This is a genomic window from Blastococcus sp. SYSU D00868 (genome assembly GCF_054050575.1).
Window position 1 is genome coordinate 269748 of the sequence record NZ_JBJGZO010000001.1, and the last position, 19928, is coordinate 289675.

General features: G+C 70.6%; 17 protein-coding genes. 3 read left to right on the forward strand and 14 right to left on the reverse strand.

Annotated elements, in window-relative coordinates; translation table 11 throughout:
* Positions 1-3 precede the first annotated feature (3 nt).
* From rpsC to rpsL, 12 genes are all read right to left on the reverse strand, one after another.
* Entirely contained in the window at positions 4-909 is a 906-nt protein-coding gene (rpsC, locus tag ACI79F_RS01375; protein WP_456546213.1) for a 30S ribosomal protein S3, read from the reverse strand.
* Positions 909-1373: a 50S ribosomal protein L22 gene (gene rplV / locus ACI79F_RS01380; RefSeq protein ID WP_456546214.1), complete on the reverse strand. Its 465-nt coding sequence runs from the start codon at positions 1371-1373 to the stop codon at positions 909-911. The genes rpsC and rplV overlap by 1 nt, the downstream gene beginning before the upstream one ends.
* Before the next feature lie 18 nt (positions 1374-1391).
* Positions 1392-1673, reverse strand: a complete 282-nt coding sequence (gene rpsS, locus ACI79F_RS01385) for a 30S ribosomal protein S19 (protein ID WP_456546215.1) — start codon at positions 1671-1673, stop codon at positions 1392-1394.
* A 23-nt stretch (positions 1674-1696) separates the two neighbouring features.
* Positions 1697-2530 (reverse strand): 50S ribosomal protein L2, encoded by an 834-nt coding sequence (gene rplB / locus ACI79F_RS01390; protein WP_456546216.1) that lies wholly within the window; start codon positions 2528-2530, stop codon positions 1697-1699.
* Between the two features lie 46 nt (positions 2531-2576).
* Positions 2577-2879 carry a 50S ribosomal protein L23 gene (rplW, locus tag ACI79F_RS01395; RefSeq protein WP_113838249.1) on the reverse strand — a complete coding sequence of 101 codons (303 nt, stop codon included), beginning with the start codon at positions 2877-2879 and terminating at the stop codon, positions 2577-2579.
* Positions 2876-3811: a 50S ribosomal protein L4 gene (rplD, locus tag ACI79F_RS01400; protein ID WP_456546217.1), complete on the reverse strand. Its 936-nt coding sequence runs from the start codon at positions 3809-3811 to the stop codon at positions 2876-2878. Before rplD ends, rplW begins: the two co-directional genes overlap by 4 nt.
* On the reverse strand, positions 3808-4473 hold the full coding sequence (rplC, locus tag ACI79F_RS01405; RefSeq protein ID WP_456546218.1) for a 50S ribosomal protein L3: 666 nt from the start codon (positions 4471-4473) through the stop codon (positions 3808-3810). Before rplC ends, rplD begins: the two co-directional genes overlap by 4 nt.
* 9 nt (positions 4474-4482) lie before the next feature.
* The gene (rpsJ, locus tag ACI79F_RS01410; RefSeq protein ID WP_014742859.1) at positions 4483-4788 is read right to left on the reverse strand and encodes a 30S ribosomal protein S10; all 306 of its coding nucleotides are present in this window, start codon (positions 4786-4788) and stop codon (positions 4483-4485) included.
* A 130-nt stretch (positions 4789-4918) separates the two neighbouring features.
* Positions 4919-6112 carry an elongation factor Tu gene (gene tuf / locus ACI79F_RS01415; protein ID WP_456546219.1) on the reverse strand — a complete coding sequence of 398 codons (1194 nt, stop codon included), beginning with the start codon at positions 6110-6112 and terminating at the stop codon, positions 4919-4921.
* Positions 6113-6211: 99 nt separating this feature from the next.
* Positions 6212-8311 (reverse strand): elongation factor G, encoded by a 2100-nt coding sequence (gene fusA / locus ACI79F_RS01420; RefSeq protein ID WP_456546220.1) that lies wholly within the window; start codon positions 8309-8311, stop codon positions 6212-6214.
* A 97-nt stretch (positions 8312-8408) separates the two neighbouring features.
* The gene (gene rpsG, locus ACI79F_RS01425) at positions 8409-8879 is read right to left on the reverse strand and encodes a 30S ribosomal protein S7 (RefSeq protein WP_091213426.1); all 471 of its coding nucleotides are present in this window, start codon (positions 8877-8879) and stop codon (positions 8409-8411) included.
* Position 8880: 1 nt separating this feature from the next.
* On the reverse strand, positions 8881-9255 hold the full coding sequence (gene rpsL / locus ACI79F_RS01430; protein ID WP_012950487.1) for a 30S ribosomal protein S12: 375 nt from the start codon (positions 9253-9255) through the stop codon (positions 8881-8883).
* A 516-nt stretch (positions 9256-9771) separates the two neighbouring features.
* Here rpsL and ACI79F_RS01435 point away from each other — a divergent pair.
* The 3 genes from ACI79F_RS01435 (at position 9772) to ACI79F_RS01445 (ending at position 12133) form a co-directional block, all read left to right on the forward strand.
* A complete protein-coding gene (locus ACI79F_RS01435; RefSeq protein ID WP_456546221.1) occupies positions 9772-10764 on the forward strand; it encodes a hypothetical protein in 993 nt (330 codons plus the stop codon).
* A gap of 48 nt (positions 10765-10812) precedes the next feature.
* A complete protein-coding gene (locus ACI79F_RS01440; protein WP_456546222.1) occupies positions 10813-11028 on the forward strand; it encodes a hypothetical protein in 216 nt (71 codons plus the stop codon).
* Between the two features lie 61 nt (positions 11029-11089).
* On the forward strand, positions 11090-12133 hold the full coding sequence (locus ACI79F_RS01445) for an LLM class F420-dependent oxidoreductase (RefSeq protein ID WP_456546223.1): 1044 nt from the start codon (positions 11090-11092) through the stop codon (positions 12131-12133).
* 257 nt (positions 12134-12390) lie between these two features.
* On the opposite strand, the gene ACI79F_RS01450 is transcribed toward ACI79F_RS01445, so the two are convergent.
* Together ACI79F_RS01450 and rpoB are read right to left on the reverse strand one after the other, a co-directional pair.
* Entirely contained in the window at positions 12391-16296 is a 3906-nt protein-coding gene (locus ACI79F_RS01450; protein WP_456546224.1) for a DNA-directed RNA polymerase subunit beta', read from the reverse strand.
* 93 nt (positions 16297-16389) lie between these two features.
* Positions 16390-19893 (reverse strand): DNA-directed RNA polymerase subunit beta, encoded by a 3504-nt coding sequence (gene rpoB, locus ACI79F_RS01455; protein ID WP_456546225.1) that lies wholly within the window; start codon positions 19891-19893, stop codon positions 16390-16392.
* Positions 19894-19928 lie beyond the last annotated feature (35 nt).

Genomic DNA, 19928 nt, shown 5'->3' on the forward strand with positions numbered 1-19928 from the left:
GGCTCAGCTCTCCGTGTTCTCGGTGGCGGTCGTCTCGGCGGCCGCGGTGGCCTCCGGACCGGCCAGCTCGGCGACCGTGGTCTCCGGGGCCTCGCCGGAGGTCTGCGCGACGACGGCCTCGGTGGTGTCCACCGGCCCGGTCGACTCGGCGGCCGCGCGGCCGGCCTCGGTGCCACCGGCGGTGGTGCCGCTGGAGCCGGACCGACGCTGCGGGCGCTGCGCGCGCTCGCGGCGCTGCTGGCGGGCGGCCAGGGCCTCGAGGGCCTCGCGCTCGGCGCGGGAGCCGCTCACGTCACCCTTGTAGATCCACACCTTGACGCCGATGCGGCCGAAGGTGGTGCGGGCCTCGTAGATGCCGTAGTCGATGTTCGCGCGGAGCGTGTGCAGCGGCACCCGGCCCTCGCGGTAGAACTCCGACCGGCTCATCTCCGTGCCGCCGAGGCGACCGGAGCACTGCACCCGGATGCCCTTGACCTGCGGGCTGCGCTGGGCCGACTGCATGGCCTTGCGCATGGCGCGGCGGAAGCTGACGCGGCTGGACAGCTGCTCGGCGACGCCCTGGGCGACGAGCTGCGCGTCGGCCTCGGGGTTCTTCACCTCGAGGATGTTCAGCTGCACCTGCTTGCCGGTCAGCTTCTCCAGCTCACCGCGGATGCGGTCGGCCTCGGCGCCGCGGCGGCCGATGACGATGCCCGGCCGGGCGGTGTGGATGTCGACGCGGACCCGGTCACGGGTGCGCTCGATCTCCACCTTGGAGATGCCGGCGCGCTCCATGCCCTTGCTCATGAGCTTGCGGATGGCCACGTCTTCCTTGACGTAGTCCTTGTACAGCTTGTCCGCGTACCACCGGGACTTGTAGTCGGTGGTGATCCCGAGCCGGAACCCGTGCGGGTTGACCTTCTGACCCACTAGCGGGTCCCTCCCCTCGTGTTGCTCTTCTGCTGGGTCGCGGGACCGGACTGGCCGGTGTCCCGGCGCGCCTTGCGCGACTTCTGGGCGAGCTCGGCGCTCGCGGCGACCTCGCTCACCTCGACGGTGATGTGGCTGGTCCGCTTGTTGATGCGGAACGCCCGGCCCTGGGCGCGCGGACGGATCCGCTTCAGCGTCGGGCCCTCGTCGACGAACGCGGCGCTGACGACCAGCGCGTTGCGGTCGAGCTGCAGGTTGTGCTCGGCGTTGGCGACGGCGCTGGCCACCACCTTGGCGACCGGCTCACTGGCGGCCTGCGGCGCGAAGCGCAGCAGGGCCAGGGCCTCGTCGGTCGGCAGGTAGCGGATCAGGTCCACCACCCGGCGTGCCTTCATGGGGGTGACGCGGACGAACCGGGCGGTGGCCCGGGCGACCGGCGTCTCCTGCCCCAACTGGGAAGTCATTCGAGTCTCTCCTCGCCGTCAGCCGCGCCGCGACCGGCGGTCGTCCTTGACGTGCCCACGGAAGGTCCGGGTGGGCGCGAACTCGCCGAGCTTGTGCCCGACCATCGACTCGGTCACGAAGACCGGGACGTGCTTGCGGCCGTCGTGCACGGCGATCGTGTGCCCGAGCATGTCGGGGATGATCGTCGAGCGCCGCGACCAGGTGCGGATGACGTTCTTGGTGCCCTTCTCGTTCTGGGCGTCCACCTTGGCGAGCAGGTGGTCGTCGACGAACGGGCCCTTCTTCAGGCTGCGTGGCATGTCTGTCGAGCTCCTCTACCCGCTCAGCGCTTCTTGTTGGTACGCCGGCGGCGCACGATCATGGAGTCCGAGGCCTTGCGCTTGCGCGTGCGGCCCTCGGGCTTGCCCTTCGGGTTCACCGGGTGGCGACCACCGGAGGTCTTGCCCTCACCACCACCGTGCGGGTGGTCGACCGGGTTCATGGCGACACCGCGGACGGTCGGGCGCTTGCCCTTCCACCGCATGCGGCCGGCCTTGCCCCAGTTGATGTTCGACTGCTCGGCGTTGCCCACCTCGCCGACGGTCGCGCGGCAGCGCACGTCGACGTTGCGGATCTCGCCCGACGGCATGCGCAGCTGGGCGAACCGGCCCTCACGGGCGACCAGCTGGACGCTGGTCCCCGCCGACCGGGCGATCTTCGCGCCGCCACCGGGACGGAGCTCGATGGCGTGAACGACGGTGCCGACGGGGATGTTCCGCAGCGGCAGGTTGTTGCCCGGCTTGATGTCGGCCGAGGGGCCGCACTCCACCGTGTCGCCCTGCTTGAGGCGGGCCGGCGCGATGATGTAGCGCTTCTCGCCGTCGGCGAAGTGGAGCAGCGCGATGCGCGACGTCCGGTTCGGGTCGTACTCGATGTGCGCGACCTTGGCCGGCACACCGTCCTTGTCGGCCCGGCGGAAGTCGATCACGCGGTAGGCGCGCTTGTGACCGCCGCCCTGGTGGCGAGCGGTGACCTTCCCGTGCACGTTGCGCCCGCCACGGCCGTGCAGCGGCCGGACCAGCGACTTCTCGGGATGGTCGCGGGTGACCTCGGCGAAGTCGGCGACGCTGGAGCCGCGGCGGCCCGGCGTCGTCGGCTTGTACTTGCGGATAGCCATTGCTGACTCAGTCCTCTATATCTCTGGTCCGAAACGGTCCGGCGCGTCAGGCGCCGGGACCACCGAAGATCTCGATGCGGTCGCCGGGGGCGAGCGAGACGATGGCGCGCTTGGTGTCGGGGCGCTTGCCCATCCGGTTGCCCCGGCTGCGCTTCTTCTTGCCCTGACGGTTGATCGTGTTGACGTCGAGGACCTTCACGTTGAAGACCTGCGCCACGGCGATCTTGATCTGCGTCTTGTTGGCGTCCGGGTGGACCAGGAACGTGTACTGGTTCTCGTCCAGGAGCCCGTAGCTCTTCTCCGAGATGACCGGCGCGAGCAGGACGTCCCGGGGGTCGTGGAAGGTCACGCCTTCTCCTCCGCGGTCGTGTCGGTGGTGCCGTCCTCGCTGGGCGCGGTGGCGTCCGGGCCGGCGTTGGCGGCCTCGGCCTGCTCGGCCGGGGCCGAGGCGGCCTCGGCCGGGGTGGCCGGCGCCGGGTCGTCGGCCGGCACGGCCCGCTTCGGGGCGGCGACCGACGCGGCACCGGCGGAGCCGGACACCTCGACGGTGCCCTCGCCCTCGGCCGGGGCGATGGACGGGACGCCGCCCGGCGTCTCGTGCGTCGACAGGTCGGGCTTGACCGAGCCGCGCGCCGGGCCCGCGACGAACTCGGCGAGCGCGGCCTCGGTGAAGACGACCTCGTCGGCGAGCAGCACGTCGTAGGTGTTCAGCTGGCCGGCCTCGAGCAGGTGCACCCGGGGCTCGTTGCGCAGGCTGATCCAGTTGAGGACGTCGTCGCGGTCGAGGACCACGAGCACCCGCTTGGCCTGCGTCACGGCGTCCAGCGCCTTGAGCGCCTCCTTCGTCTTCGGGGCGTCGCCCTCGACGAAGGTGGTGACGACGTGCACGCGGTCCTCGCGGGCCCGGTCGGAGAGGGCACCACGCAGGGCGGCGGCCTTCATCTTCTTCGGGGTCCGCTGGGTGTAGTCGCGCGGCTGCGGGCCGTGGACCGTGCCACCGCCGGTGAACTGCGGCGCGCGGATCGAGCCCTGGCGGGCGCGGCCGGTGCCCTTCTGGCGGTAGGGCTTCACGCCACCGCCGCTGACCTTGCCGCGCGTCTTGGTCGCGTGCGTGCCCTGGCGCGCGGCGGCCAGCTGGGCCACCACGACCTGGTGCATGAGCGAGACGTTGGCGTTGGCGTCGAAGAGCTCACCGGGCAGCGTCACGCTGCCGGAGGTCTCCCCCGCCGGCGTGCGGACGTCGACCTGACGGTCGGCCCGCGCCTCGGTGGACTGGGTCACTTCGTGTCACTCCCCACGGGGCCGCCCTTGACGGCCGAGCGGACGAGCACGAGGCCGCCCTTCGGACCGGGGATCGCGCCCTTGATCAGCAGCAGCCCGCGCTCGGTGTCCACCTTGTGGACCGCCAGCGAGAGCGTCGTCGTCTTGACCGCGCCCATGCGGCCGGCCATGCGCAGACCCTTGAAGACGCGGCCCGGGGTCGAGGCCCCGCCGATGGAACCGGGCGACCGGTGCTTGCGCTGGGTGCCGTGCGCGGCGCCGAGGCCCTTGAAGCCGTGCCGCTTCATGACACCCGCGGTGCCCTTGCCCTTGCTGGTGCCGATGACGTCGACCTTGGCGACGCCGTCGAACACCTCGGCCGTCAGCTCCTGGCCGACGGTGTAGGTGGAGGCGTCGTTGGTGCGCAGCTCCACCACGTGGCGGCGCGGCGTCACGCCGGCCTTGGCGAAGTGGCCACCCTCGGGCTTGTTGACCTTGCGCGGGTCGATCTCACCGAAGCCGAGCTGGACGGCCGAGTAGCCGTCGACCTCGGGGGTGCGCACCTGGGTGACCACGCACGGCCCCGCCTTGACGACGGTCACCGGCACGATGCGGTTGTTCTCGTCGAAGACCTGGGTCATGCCCAGCTTCTCGCCGAGGAGCCCGCGGAAGTTGCTCGCCATGACTCCCCCTTACTGGATGTTGACGTCGACCGAGGCCGGCAGGTCGATGCGCATGAGCGCGTCGACCGTCTTCGGCGTCGGGTCGAGGATGTCGATGAGCCGCTTGTGCGTGCGCATCTCGAAGTGCTCCCGCGAGTCCTTGTACTTGTGCGGGGACCGGATGACGCAGTACACGTTCTTCTCCGTCGGCAGCGGCACCGGGCCGACGACGCGCGCTCCGGTCTTCGTCACCGTGTCCACGATGCGCCGCGCCGAGGCGTCGATGGCCTCGTGGTCGTAGGCCTTCAGCCGGATGCGGATCTTCTGTCCCGCCATCGCCTGTTCTCGCTCCTGCCGATCGTGAATGTCTGTGGGAGGCCCGGGTGCGGGCCCCGTGGGTCCGGATCCGAGTCCGGACCCGGGAGACGGGCGGCGGCCGATCCGGCCGCCGCCCGTCCGCGGGGTGTTACTTGAGGATCTTGGTGACGCGACCGGCGCCCACGGTCCGGCCACCCTCGCGGATGGCGAACTTCAGGCCCTCCTCCATGGCGATCGGCTGGATCAGCTCGACCGTCATCTCGGTGTTGTCGCCGGGCATGACCATCTCGGTGCCGGCGGGCAGGGTCACGACGCCCGTCACGTCCGTCGTCCGGAAGTAGAACTGCGGACGGTAGTTGTTGAAGAACGGCGTGTGCCGGCCACCCTCGTCCTTGGAGAGGATGAAGACCGAGGCCTCGAAGTTCGTGTGCGGGGTGATGGAACCCGGCTTCACGACGACCTGGCCGCGCTCGACGTCCTCGCGCTTGATGCCGCGCAGGAGCAGACCGACGTTGTCACCGGCCTGGCCCTGGTCGAGCAGCTTGCGGAACATCTCGACGCCGGTGACGGTGGTCTTGGTCGAGGACGGGCGGATGCCGACGATCTCGACCTCCTCCGACACCTTGACGATGCCGCGCTCCACGCGACCGGTCACGACGGTGCCGCGGCCGGTGATGGTGAAGACGTCCTCGACGGGCATGAGGAACGGCTTGTCGATGTCGCGCTCCGGCTCCGGGATCGCGGTGTCGACGGCGTTCATCAGCTCCATGAGGCGGTCGCCCCACTCGGCGTCGCCCTCGAGGGCCTTGAGCGCCGAGACGCGGACCACGGGGACGTCGTCGCCCGGGAACTCGTACTCGGACAGCAGCTCACGGACCTCCAGCTCGACGAGCTCGAGGATCTCCTCGTCGTCGACCATGTCGGCCTTGTTGAGCGCCACGACGATGTAGGGGACGCCGACCTGGCGGGCCAGGAGGACGTGCTCCTTGGTCTGCGGCATCGGGCCGTCGGTGGCGGCGACCACGAGGATGGCGCCGTCCATCTGCGCCGCACCCGTGATCATGTTCTTGATGTAGTCGGCGTGCCCGGGGCAGTCGACGTGCGCGTAGTGACGGTTCTCCGTCTGGTACTCGACGTGGGCGATCGAGATCGTGATGCCGCGGGCCTTCTCCTCGGGCGCCTTGTCGATCTGGTCGAAGGCCGACGCCTCGTTGAGGTCCGGGTACTTGTCGTGCAGGACCTTGGTGATCGCCGCGGTCAGCGTCGTCTTGCCGTGGTCGATGTGCCCGATGGTGCCGATGTTGACGTGCGGCTTGGTCCGCTCGAACTTGGCCTTGGCCACTGGGTTCCTCTCCTCGTGGTGTCGCTGTCGTGCGCGAACTCTGGGGTGGGCTTGCTGGGGCCGGCGGGCTGGCTCGCCCGCCGGCGGGGTCGGTCTCGGTTACTCGCCGGTCGCCTTGGCGATGATCTCCTTGGCGACGTTCTGCGGGACCTCGGCGTACGAGTCGAACACCATGGTGTAGCTCGCCCGCCCCTGGGTGCGGCTGCGCAGGTCGCCCACGTAGCCGAACATCTCCGAGAGCGGGACCAGGGCCCGGACGACGCGGGCGCCGGAGCGCTCCTCCATCGCCTGGATGGTGCCGCGCCGGGAGTTCAGGTCGCCGATGACGTCACCCATGTAGTCCTCGGGCGTGACGACCTCGACGGCCATCATCGGCTCGAGCAGGGCCGGGCTGGCCTTGCGGGCGGCCTCCTTGAAGACCATCGAGCCGGCGATCTTGAACGCCATCTCCGAGGAGTCGACCTCGTGGTACTGGCCGTCGATCAGGGTGGCCTTGACGCCGACCATCGGGTAGCCGGCGAGGATGCCGTACTGCATGGCGTCCTGCATGCCCTGGTCGACCGAGGGGATGTACTCCTTCGGGATGCGACCACCGGTGACGGCGTTCACGAACTCGTAGGTCGCCGAGTCGCCGCTGATCTCCAGCGGCTCCAGGGTGACCTGGACCTTCGCGAACTGGCCCGACCCACCGGTCTGCTTCTTGTGCGTGTAGTCGACCTTCTCGACGGCCTTGCGGATCGTCTCGCGGTAGGCCACCTGCGGCTTGCCGACGTTGGCCTCGACCTTGAACTCGCGCCGCATGCGGTCGACGAGGATCTCCAGGTGGAGCTCGCCCATGCCGGAGATGACCGTCTGGCCGGTCTCCTCGTCGAGGCGGACCTGGAAGGTCGGGTCCTCCTCGGCGAGCTTCTGGATGGCGGTGCCGAGCTTCTCCTGGTCGCCCTTGGTCTTCGGCTCGATGGCGACCGAGATGACCGGGGCGGGGAAGGTCATCGACTCGAGGATGACGGGGTTCTGCGGGTCGGAGAGCGTGTCACCCGTGGTCGTCTGCTTCAGGCCGACGACGGCGACGATCTGGCCGGCGCCCACGCCCTCGCGCTCCTCGCGCTTGTTGGCGTGCATCTGGTAGATCTTGCCGATCCGCTCCTTGCGGTCCTTGGTGCTGTTGAGCACCGGCGAACCGGAGGAGAGCTTCCCGGAGTACACGCGGACGTAGGTCAGCTTGCCCAGGTGCTGGTCGGTCTGGATCTTGAACGCCAGCGCCGAGAACGGCTCGTCCTCGTCGGCGTGCCGGATGACCTCGGTCTCGCCGTCGAGGGCGGTCCCGATGATGGCCTCGATGTCCAGCGGGCTGGGCAGGTAGTCGACGACGGCGTCGAGCAGGGGCTGCACGCCCTTGTTCTTGAACGCGGTGCCGGTGAGGACCGGGTTGACCTGCGCGGCGATGGTCGCCTTGCGGATCGCGGCCTTCAGGCGCTCGACGGAGATCTCCTCGCCACCGAGGTAGGCCTCCATGAGGTCGTCGTCGGTCTCGGCGATGGTCTCGAGCAGCTTCTCGCGGTACTCGGCGGCCTGGTCGGCGAGCTCGGCGGGGATCTCCTCGACGGCGTAGTCCTCGCCCATCTTGGTCTCACCGCGCCAGGTGAGCGCGCGCATCCCGACCAGGTCGACGACGCCGATGAAGTCGGCCTCGGCACCGATCGGCAGCTGCAGCACGGCCGGGTTGGCGCCCAGCCGCTCGACCATCATGTCGACGCAGCGGAAGAAGTCCGCGCCGGTGCGGTCCAGCTTGTTGACGAAGCACATGCGCGGGACGCCGTACTTCTCCGCCTGCCGCCACACCTGCTCGGTCTGCGGCTCGACGCCGGCGACGCCGTCGTAGACCGCGACCGCACCGTCGAGCACCCGCAGGGACCGCTCCACCTCGACGGTGAAGTCGACGTGCCCGGGGGTGTCGATGATGTTGATGTCGTGGTCGTTCCAGGTGCACTTCGTCGCGGCCGACGTGATGGTGATGCCGCGCTCCTGCTCCTGCTCCATCCAGTCCATCGTGGCCGCGCCGTCGTGGACCTCACCGATCTTGTAGTTGATACCGGTGTAGAAGAGGATGCGCTCGGTCGTCGTGGTCTTGCCGGCGTCGATGTGCGCCATGATCCCGATGTTGCGGGTCTTGGCGAGCTGGCCCTTGCTGTCGGCCATTTCCACTCCTCAGTGCTTGGGTCCGCGTCGGCGTCCCGGGGGTGGCCCGGGACGGGCCGCGGCGTGCTGGTGGACGGGTGTCACCAGCGGGGGGCGACTACCAGCGGTAGTGCGCGAAGGCCTTGTTCGACTCGGCCATCTTGTGGGTGTCCTCGCGGCGCTTGACCGCGGCTCCCAGACCGTTGCTCGCGTCGAGCAGCTCGTTCATCAGGCGCTCGGTCATCGTCTTCTCGCGGCGGGCCCGGCTGTACTGGATCAGCCAGCGCAGCCCGAGGGTGGTGCTGCGGGAGGCGCGGACCTCGACCGGGACCTGGTAGGTCGCGCCACCGACACGGCGGCTGCGGACCTCGAGGGCCGGCTTGACGTTGTCCAGCGCGCGCTTGAGCGTGACGACCGGGTCGGTGTCGGTCTTGGCGCGGCAGCCCTCGAGGGCGCCGTAGACGATCGCCTCGGCGACCGAGCGCTTGCCGTCGACCAGGACCTTGTTCACCAGCTGGGTGACCAGCGGCGACTGGTACACCGGGTCGGCGACGAGCGGACGGCGGGGAGCGGGACCCTTGCGGGGCATGTCAGCTCTTCTCCTTCTTCGCGCCGTACCGGCTGCGAGCCTGCTTGCGGTTGCGGACACCCTGGGTGTCCAGCGAGCCGCGGATGATCTTGTAGCGCACACCCGGGAGGTCCTTCACGCGACCACCGCGCACGAGCACCATCGAGTGCTCCTGCAGGTTGTGGCCGACGCCCGGGATGTAGGCGGTGACCTCGATGCCACTGGTGAGGCGGACGCGGGCGACCTTCCGCAGCGCCGAGTTCGGCTTCTTCGGCGTCGTCGTGTACACGCGGGTGCACACGCCACGGCGCTGAGGGGAACCCTTCAGCGCCGGGGTCTTGGTCTTCTCGACCTTGTCCTCGCGGCCCTTGCGGACCAGCTGGTTGATCGTGGGCATGGGGGGCCTGGATCTCCTACCTGCGCTGGGTCGTGCTGTGGTCGGTCTCTGTCGTGCCGGGTGCCGGTCCTGCTCGGGTCGAGCCCGTCCAGGCCGTGGTCCACCACCGGTCCCCGCGGTCGGGCGTGTCGCCCTTCCCGGGACCGGTCGGCGTTGCCAACCGGATCGGTCGCCCCCCGCGACTCGGCGCCACCTACCTGTCGGCGAGCGCACCGCGAACGGGAGCAGGCCCAGGGCACCCTGGGCACGGCTGACCACGATACCCGCGCCTCGGAGACCGGTGCAAACCGGGTCCCCAAGTCGACCAGGCGGCGCCGCTCACAGCAGCGACCACCGGTACCAACGCCCCGCCCGCCGGTTCATTCCCCGGGCGCCGGACCGGCCGGCACGGTGGGTCGGCGGCGACTGTACCGGGCGCGGCCGCCCGGCGGGAGCTCCCGGACTGTCGCACCCGCGGCCTACCGTCGGTGCCAGGACGAACACCCTCGGCGACGGGCCGGGGAGCGAGGGGGGACGGTGCAGGTCGACTCGGCGCGGGAGCTGAAGGCGCGGCTGGGGGCCCGGATGGCCGGCTGGACCGGGCCGGTGAGCGCCCACGGGCTGGCGCCCGGGCGGGCGTGGTTCCGCCCGGCCCTGGGGCTCGCGCCGCTGGTGCCGGGGCAGGTGCGGCTGGCGATCCGCGTCGCGACGCCGGCCGACGCCGCGATCCTGCTCGACGGGGTGTCCGACGCCGTCCGCGCCGAGGTGGACGTGCGGGTCATCGGGCCGGTCCGGGCGCTGCACTCCCCCACCGGCGCCCCCGCGGTCGCGCCCGCGGACCTGCAGCGGCGCGTGCGGCCGCTGCGGCCCGGCCTCTCGGTCGCCCACCCCGCGGTGACCGCGGGGACGCTCGGCGGCTTCGTCCGGGTCGGCGGGCGGCCCGCGATCCTGTCGAACAACCACGTCCTCGCGGCCAGCGACGCCGCCGTCCCCGGGGACCCGGTGCTGCAGCCCGGCCCCGCCGACGGCGGCCGCGCCGACGACCGCGTGGCCACCCTCACCGCGTTCGAGCGGTTCACCGACGGCGCGAACCTCGTCGACGCCGCGGTGGCCGCGCTCGACGAGGGGGTGGAGGCCGACCCCGGCGCGTACCCGGGCGGGCCGCTGGGGGCCACGCCGGCCACCGGCGAGGAGGTGGACCCGGACGAGCTCGTGGAGAAGGTCGGCCGCACCACAGGGCACACCCGCGGGCGGGTGACCGCGGTGGAGGTCGACGGCGTCGCGGTGCAGTACGACGACGCCGTGCACACCTTCGACGGGCAGGTCGAGATCGAGGGGACCGCCGGGGCGTTCAGCGCCGGCGGGGACAGCGGCTCGGTCATCTGGCGCAGCAGCGACCGCACGCCCCTGGCGCTGCTGTTCGCCGGCAGCGACGTCGGCGGGGCGCAGGGCGGCGGGGTCACCTTCGCCAGTCCGCTGGCCACGGTGCTCGACGTCCTCGGCGCGGAGTGGCTGTCCGGCGCGATCTGACCCCTCCGGGGCCTGTCCCCGGAGCCGGGAGTGGCGCACCATGGAGGGGTGTCCGACCGAGCCTCCGCCCGCGCCGCGAAGAGCGCCCTGAGCCAGCAGCTCTCGGCGGTGCCGGAGGTGGTCGGCATCGGCCTCGCCCGCCGCGGGTCCGGCTACGTGGTCAAGGTGGACCTCGCCGACCCGGGGGCCGCCCGGCGCGTGCCCAGCGACGTCGACGGCGTGCGCGTGGTGACCCAGGTGGTCGGGGTGGTCCGGCCGCTCTGAGAGCGCGCCGATACGGTCCTCCCCGGCGCCGACGAGGGCGCCGACGACCCCGGGAGGGCACGTGCGCATCGGCATCCAGGCCAGCTACAGCGGGGGCTTCCGCGAGACCGCCGCGGAGATCCGCGACCTCGAGGCCGCCGGGCTCGACGTGGCGACGGTCGCCGAGGTCTACACCTTCGACTCGGTGAGCCAGCTGGGCTACCTCGCCGCGGTCACCGAGCGCGTCGAGCTGCTCAGCGCGATCTTCCCCATCTACAGCCGCACCCCGGCGCTGCTGGCGATGACCGCGGCGGGCCTCGACTTCGTCTCCGACGGCCGGTTCACCCTCGGCCTGGGCGCCTCCGGGCCGCAGGTGATCGAGGGCTGGCACGGCGTCCCCTACGACGCGCCGCTGCAGCGCACGCGGGAGATCGTCGAGATCTGCCGCACGGTGTGGCGGCGGGAGCGGCTGGAGCACGCCGGGCAGAAGTACACGATCCCGCTGCCGGCCGACCAGGGCACCGGCCTGGGCAAGCCGCTCAAGCTCATCAACACGCCCGTGCGGAAGCGGGTGCCGGTCATGCTGGCCGCGCTCGGGCCGAAGAACGTCGAGCTCGCCGCCGAGATCGCCGAGGCGTGGGAGCCCATCTGGTTCATGCCCGAGCGGGCCGCCGACGTCTGGGGCGAGGCCCTCGCGGCCGGCAGGGCCAAACGGGACCCCTCGCTCGGTGAGCTGCAGGTCGTCACCGGGGTCCCGGTGGCGATCGGCGAGGACGTCGACGGGCTGCACGACCTGGTGCGGCCGCACCTGGCCCTCTACGTCGGCGGCATGGGTGCGCGGGGCAAGAACTTCTACAACGACCTGGCCCGCCGCTACGGGTTCGCCGACGCCGCGGAGACCGTGCAGGACCTCTACCTGTCGGGCCGCAAGGACGAGGCCGCGGCGGCGCTCCCCGAGGAACTGGTGCGGGCGGTCTCGCTCATCGGCCCCGAGGGGTACGTGGCCGAGCGGATCGCCGCGTTCGCGGAGGCCGGCGTCACCACGCTGGCGCTACAGCCGCTGGACGACAGCCGGGAGAACCGGCTGAAGACGGTGGCGAAGATGCGCGAGCTCTGCGACCGGTAACCCCGGCGTCCCGGTCGTTGCGTCACGTGACGCGCAGGGGGCCCCGCAGGTGGGACACCTGCGGGGCCCTCAGCGTGTCGGGGCCGGCGCCGGCGTCCTCCCCCGCGGTGGCGCGTCCTCCCTCACCGGGACGCGTCCTCCCTCACCGCAGGAGCTGAGGGGAGACGCCGCACGATCAGGTCACCTGATCCCGGCTCCGGACGCGGAAGGGACCCGCAGGTCGGTGACCTGCGGGGCCCTTCGCGTCTACCGGGGCGTCAGCCCCGCCAGTCGTACTCCTCCAGGCGCACGGCCTCGCCGGAGCCCGAGCCGAAGACGTCGGGGCTGTAGTACTGCCCGTCGTCGTACCCGGCCATCGTGTAGACGGCGGCGCGGGCCTCCTCGGTCGGCTCGACCGTGATGTTCCGGTAGCGGCTGATGCCGGTACCGGCCGGGATCAGCTTCCCGATGATCACGTTCTCCTTGAGGCCGAGCAGGCTGTCGCTCTTGCCCTGGATCGCGGCGTCGGTGAGCACCTTGGTCGTCTCCTGGAAGGAGGCGGCCGACAGCCACGACTCGGTCGCGAGCGAGGCCTTGGTGATGCCCATGAGCACCGGACGGGCCGAGGCCGGCTCGCCGCCCTCGGCGACGACGCGGCGGTTCTCGGTCTCGAACAGCGTCCGCTCGACCAGCGCACCGGGCAGGAACTCGGTGGCGCCCGAGTCGATGATGGTCACCCGCTTCAGCATCTGGCGGATGATCACCTCGATGTGCTTGTCGTGGATCGACACGCCCTGGCTGCGGTAGACCTCCTGGACCTCGCGGACCAGGTGCAGCTGCACCTCGCGCGGGCCCATGATCCGCAGCACCTCGTGCGGGTCCACCGCACCCTCGGTGAGCTGCTCGCCGACCTCGACGTGCGCACCGTCCTCGACCCGCAGCCGCGACCGGCGCGACAGCTTGTCGTAGACGACCTCGTCGGAGCCGTCGTCCGGGGTGATCGTGAGCTTCCGGAACTGCTCGCCGTCCTCGATGCGGACGGTGCCGGCCAGCTCGGCGATCGGCGCCTTGCCCTTGGGGACGCGGGCCTCGAAGAGCTCCACCACACGCGGCAGACCGTGGGTGATGTCCTCACCCGCGACACCACCGGTGTGGAAGGTGCGCATCGTCAGCTGGGTGCCGGGCTCACCGATCGACTGGGCGGCGATGATGCCGACCGCCTCGCCGACGTCCACCAGCTTGCCGGTCGCCAGCGAGCGGCCGTAGCAGGTGGCGCAGGTGCCCAGCAGCGACTCGCAGGTCAGGACGCAGCGGACCTTGACCTCCGCGACACCGGCGTCGATCAGCGCCGCGATGAGCACGTCACCGAGGTCCTGACCGGCCTGCGCGACGAGCGTGCCGTCCTCGGCCACCACGTCGGTGGCCAGGGCACGGGCGTACACGCTGGTCTCGACGTGCGCGTCCCGGGTGACCTTGCCGTCGACGACCGTGCCGATCGGCATGATCACGCCACGGTCGGTGCCGCAGTCCTCCTCGCGGATGATGACGTCCTGCGAGACGTCGACCAGCCGGCGGGTGAGGTACCCGGAGTCGGCGGTCCGCAGCGCGGTGTCGGCCAGACCCTTGCGGGCACCGTGCGTGGAGATGAAGTACTCCAGCACGGACAGACCCTCCCGGAAGTTGGCCTTGATCGGCCGCGGGATGATCTCGCCCTTCGGGTTGGCCACCAGGCCGCGCATGCCGGCGATCTGGCTGATCTGCATCATGTTGCCTCGGGCGCCCGAGTTGACCATGACCCAGACCGGGTTGGTGGTCGGGAAGTTGTCCACCATCGCCTGGCTGACCTCGGCCCGCGCGCGGGTCCAGATCTCGATGAGCTCGCCACGACGCTCGGCGTCGGTGATGACGCCGCGCTCGTACTGCTTCTCGATCTGGCGCGCCTCGGCCTCGTGCCGGTCGAGGATCTCCTGCTTGGCCGGCGGGGTGACGACGTCGTCGATGGCGATCGTCACGCCCGAGCGGGTGGCCCAGCGGAAGCCGGCCGACTTGAGGGCGTCCAGCGTCGCCGCGACCTGCACCTTGGGGTAGCGCTCGGCGAGGTCGTTGACGATCGCCCCGAGCTCCTTCTTCGGCACCTGGTAGTTGACGAAGCGGTAGTCCTCGGGCAGGGCCTCGTTGAACAGCACCCGGCCCAGGCTGGTCTCGACCAGCGCCGGCGCACCGGGGGTCCAGTCCTCCGGCTGCTCCCACGCGGGGTTGACCTTGCCGTTGTCGACGCCGAACACCTCGTCGAGGCGGATCAGCGCCCGCTCCTGCAGGCCCAGCGCGCCCTTGTCGAAGGCCATGACGGCCTCGGACGCGGAGGCGAACGCCGCGGGGCGGCCACCGTCGGCCTCGTGCCGGCTCGGCACCAGGGTCGTCAGGTGGTACAGGCCGAGCACCATGTCCTGCGTCGGCGCGGTGATCGGGCGACCGTCGGCCGGGCTGAGGATGTTGTTGCTCGACAGCATCAGGATCCGGGCCTCGGCCTGGGCCTCGGCCGACAGCGGCAGGTGCACCGCCATCTGGTCACCGTCGAAGTCCGCGTTGAACGCGGTGCAGACGAGCGGGTGGATCTGGATGGCCTTGCCCTCGACCAGCTGCGGCTCGAAGGCCTGGATGCCCAGGCGGTGCAGGGTCGGCGCGCGGTTCAGCAGCACCGGGTGCTCGGTGATGACCTCCTCGAGCACGTCCCACACGACCGGCCGCGCGCGCTCCACCATCCGCTTGGCGGACTTGATGTTCTGCGCGTGGTTGAGGTCCACGAGCCGCTTCATGACGAACGGCTTGAACAGCTCCAGGGCCATCTGCTTGGGCAGACCGCACTGGTGCAGCTTCAGCTGCGGGCCGACGACGATGACCGACCGGCCGGAGTAGTCGACGCGCTTGCCGAGCAGGTTCTGCCGGAACCGGCCCTGCTTGCCCTTGAGCAGGTCGCTCAGGGACTTCAGCGGGCGGTTGCCCGGGCCGGTGACCGGCCGGCCGCGGCGGCCGTTGTCGAACAGCGCGTCCACGGACTCCTGCAGCATCCGCTTCTCGTTGTTCACGATGATCTCGGGCGCGCCGAGGTCCAGCAGCCGCTTGAGCCGGTTGTTCCGGTTGATGACCCGGCGGTACAGGTCGTTCATGTCGCTGGTGGCGAAGCGGCCACCGTCGAGCTGCACCATCGGGCGCAGGTCCGGCGGGATGACCGGGACGCAGTCCAGCACCATGCCCATGGGCGAGTTGCGGGTCTGCTGGAACGCCGCGACGACCTTGAGCCGCTTGAGCGCGCGCAGCTTGCGCTGGCCCTTGCCGTTGCGGATGGTGTCGCGCAGCGAGGCGGCCTCGGCGTCGAGGTCGAAGTCCGCGAGCAGCTTCTGCAGCGCCGCGGCGCCCATGCCGCCCTCGAAGTACTCACCGAAGCGGTCGCGCAGCTCGCGGTAGAGGCCCTCGTCGGCGATGAGCTGCTTGACCTCGAGCTTGCGGAAGGTGTCGAGCACCTCCTCGAGGCGGTCGATCTCCCGCTGCGAGCGGTCGCGGATCTGGCGCATCTCGCGCTCGCCGCCCTCGCGCACCTTGCGGCGCACGTCGGACTTGGCGCCCTCGGCCTCGAGCTCGGCGAGGTCGGCCTCCAGCTTCTGCTGGCGGGCCTCCACGTCGGCGTCGCGGCGGTTCTCCAGGTTCGACTTCTCGGCGCTGATCTCGGCCTCGATGGTCGGCAGGTCGCGGTGGCGCGACTCGTCGTCGACCGAGGTGATCAGGTAGGCCGCGAAGTAGATGATCTTCTCGAGGTCCTTGGGCGCCAGGTCGAGCAGGTAGCCCAGGCGCGAGGGGACGCCCTTGAAGAACCAGATGTGGGTGACCGGCGCGGCGAGCTCGATGTGGCCCATCCGCTCGCGGCGGACCTTGGCCCGGGTCACCTCGACGCCGCAGCGCTCACAGATGATGCCCTTGAACCGGACCCGCTTGTACTTGCCGCAGTAGCACTCCCAGTCCCGCGTGGGACCGAAGATCTTCTCGCAGAAGAGACCGTCCTTCTCCGGACGGAGGGTCCGGTAGTTGATGGTCTCGGGCTTCTTCACCTCACCGTGCGACCACTGGCGGATGTCGTCGCCACTGGCCAGACCGATGCGCAACTCGTCGAAGAAGTTGACGTCGAGCAAGGGGACCCCTTTCCCGGGGCTCGGTTACTGCTGTTTGTCTTGTCGAGTGGATGGCGCCGGCCGGCCCGGTGCCCCGGGCCGGCCGGCGGCCGATCAGACGTCCTCGACGCTGGAGGGCTCGCGGCGGGACAGGTCGATGCCCAGCTCCTCCGCGGCCCGGAACACCTCGTCGTCGGTGTCGCGCAGCTCGATCGCCTGCCCGTCGCCGGACAGCACCTCGACGTTGAGGCAGAGCGACTGGAGCTCCTTGAGCAACACCTTGAACGACTCGGGGATGCCCGGCTCGGGGATGTTCTCGCCCTTGACGATGGCCTCGTAGACCTTGACCCGGCCGAGGATGTCGTCGGACTTGATGGTGAGCAGCTCCTGCAGCGCGTAGGCCGCGCCGTAGGCCTGCATCGCCCAGCACTCCATCTCGCCGAAGCGCTGGCCACCGAACTGCGCCTTACCACCCAGCGGCTGCTGCGTGATCATCGAGTAGGGGCCGGTCGACCGGGCGTGGATCTTGTCGTCCACCAGGTGCAGCAGCTTCAGGATGTAGACGTAGCCCACCGAGATCGGCTCGGGGAAGGGCTCCCCCGAGCGGCCGTCGAACAGCCGCGCCTTGCCGGTCTCCTGCACCATCCGGTCGCCGTCGCGGTTCGGGATCGTCGAGCCCAGCAGCCCGATGATCTCGTCCTCCTTGGCTCCGTCGAACACCGGCGTCGCGGTCCGGGTGCCCGGCGCCGCGGCCCGGGCGCCCTCGGGCAGCTTGGCCGCCCACTCCGGGGTGCCCTCGACCTCCCAGCCCTGCTTGGCGATCCACCCGAGGTGGGTCTCCAGCACCTGGCCGACGTTCATCCGGCCGGGCACGCCCAGCGGGTTGAGCACGATGTCGACCGGGGTGCCGTCCTCGAGGAACGGCATGTCCTCCTGCGGCAGGATCTTCGCGATGACGCCCTTGTTGCCGTGGCGCCCGGCGAGCTTGTCGCCGTCGGAGATCTTGCGCATCTGGGCGACGTAGACCCGGATCAGCTCGTTGACGCCGGCGGGCAGCTCGTCGCCGTCCTCGCGCGAGAACACGCGGACGCCGATGACCTTGCCGGACTCACCGTGCTTGACCTTCAGCGACGTGTCGCGGACCTCGCGGGCCTTCTCGCCGAAGATCGCGCGCAGCAGCCGCTCCTCGGGGGTCAGCTCGGTCTCGCCCTTGGGCGTCACCTTGCCGACGAGGATGTCGCCGGGGACGACCTCGGCACCGATGCGGATGATGCCGCGCTCGTCGAGGTCGGCGAGGACCTCCTCGGAGACGTTCGGGATGTCCCGGGTGATCTCCTCGGCACCGAGCTTGGTGTCGCGGGCGTCGACCTCGAACTCCTCGATGTGGATCGAGGACAGGACGTCGTCCTGCACGAGGCGCTGCGACAGGATGATCGCGTCCTCGTAGTTGTGGCCCTCCCACGGCATGAAGGCGACGAGCAGGTTCTTGCCCAGCGCCATCTCGCCCTGGTCGGTGCACGGCCCGTCGGCGATGACCTGGCCGACCTCGACCCGCTGGCCCTCGTCGACGACGGGGGTCTGGTTGATCGAGGTGCCCTGGTTCGAGCGGCGGAACTTCAGCAGCCGGTAGGTCTGCCGGGTGCCGTCGTCGGCCATGACGGTGACGTAGTCGGCGGTGGAGTCCTCCACGACGCCGGCCTTCTCGGCCACGACGACGTCGCCGGCGTCGACGGCGGCGCGCAGCTCCATGCCGGTGCCGACCAGCGGGGCCTCGCTGCGCAGCAGCGGGACGGCCTGGCGCTGCATGTTGGCGCCCATGAGCGCGCGGTTGGCGTCGTCGTGCTCGAGGAACGGGATCATCGCCGTCGCGACCGAGGTCATCTGCCGCGGCGAGACGTCCATGTAGTCGACGTTCTCGGGCGACAGGTAGTCGACCTCACCGCCCTTGGTGCGGACCAGGACGCGGTCCTCGGCGAACCGGCCCTGGGCGTCCAGCGGCGAGTTGGCCTGGGCGACGACGAAGCGGTCCTCCTCGTCGGCGGTCAGGTAGTCGATCTGGTCGGTGACCCGGCCGTTCTCGACGCGGCGGTACGGCGTCTCGATGAAGCCGAACGCGTTGACCCGGCCGAACGACGACAGCGAGCCGATCAGGCCGATGTTCGGACCCTCGGGGGTCTCGATCGGGCACATCCGGCCGTAGTGGCTCGGGTGCACGTCGCGGACCTCCATGCCGGCCCGCTCACGGGACAGACCGCCGGGGCCCAGCGCCGACAGGCGGCGCTTGTGGGTCAGGCCCGCGAGGGGGTTGGTCTGGTCCATGAACTGCGACAGCTGGCTGGTGCCGAAGAACTCCTTGATGGAGGCGACGACCGGCCGGATGTTGATCAGGGTCTGCGGCGTGATCGCCTCGACGTCCTGGGTCGTCATCCGCTCGCGGACGACGCGCTCCATGCGGGAGAGGCCGACCCGGATCTGGTTCTGGATCAGCTCGCCCACGGTGCGCAGGCGGCGGTTGCCGAAGTGGTCGATGTCGTCGACGCCGTGGTCCGGCTCGCCGGCGTGCAGCCGGACGACGTACTCGATGGTCGCGACGATGTCGTCCTCGGTCAGCGTGAGGGTGCTCTGCGGCACCTCGACGCCGAGCTTCTTGTTCACCTTGTAGCGGCCGACCTTCGCCAGGTCGTAGCGCTTCGGGTTGAAGAAGAGGTTCTCCAGCAGCGCCTGGGCGCTCTCCCGCGTCGGCGGCTCGCCCGGCCGCAGCTTGCGGTAGATGTCCAGCAGCGCCTCGTCCTGGCCGGCGATGTGGTCCTTCTCCAGGGTGGCCAGCACGGTGGGCGACCACTGGAAGTGCTCGCGGATGCGGTCCTCGGTCCAGCCGAGGGCCTTGAGCAGCACGGTGACCGGCTGGCGGCGCTTGCGGTCGATCCGGACGCCGACGGTGTCGCGCTTGTCGACGTCGAACTCCAGCCACGCACCACGGCTGGGGATGACCTTGGCGCTGAAGACGTCCTTGTCCGACGTCTTGTCCAGGGTCTTGTCGAAGTAGACGCCCGGGCTGCGGACCAGCTGCGAGACGACGACGCGCTCGGTCCCGTTGATGACGAAGGTGCCCTTGCTCGTCATGATCGGGAAGTCGCCCATGAACACCGTCTGGCTCTTGATCTCGCCCGTGGTGTTGTTCATGAACTCGGCGGTGACGAACAGCGGCGCCGCGTAGGTCATGTCCTTGTCCTTGCACTCCTCGAGGGACGCCTTGACGTCCTCGAAGCGCGGGTTGGAGAAGGACAGCGACATCGAGCCGCTGAAGTCCTCGATCGGGGAGATCTCCTCGAGGATCTCGGCGAGGCCGCCGACGGCCGCGGCCTGCTCCTCGGGCGAGAGGGTGGCCCGCCACTCGGGGCTGCCGATCAGCCAGTCGAACGAGGCGGTCTGCAGGGCCAGCAGGTCCGGGACCTCGAGCGGCTCGTTGATCTTGGCGAAGGAGACGCGGAGCGGGGCGCCGGGGATCTTCTGCTGGTCGGCCTCGCCGGTGCGGGGGCCGGACTGCGGGGTGGTGCTCTGCGGGGTGGGTGACTCGGTGGTGCTGGCGGAGATGCTGGTGGGGCGAGAGCCTGCCAAGATGCGTCCTTCCAAGGACCTCACGACGTGCGGGC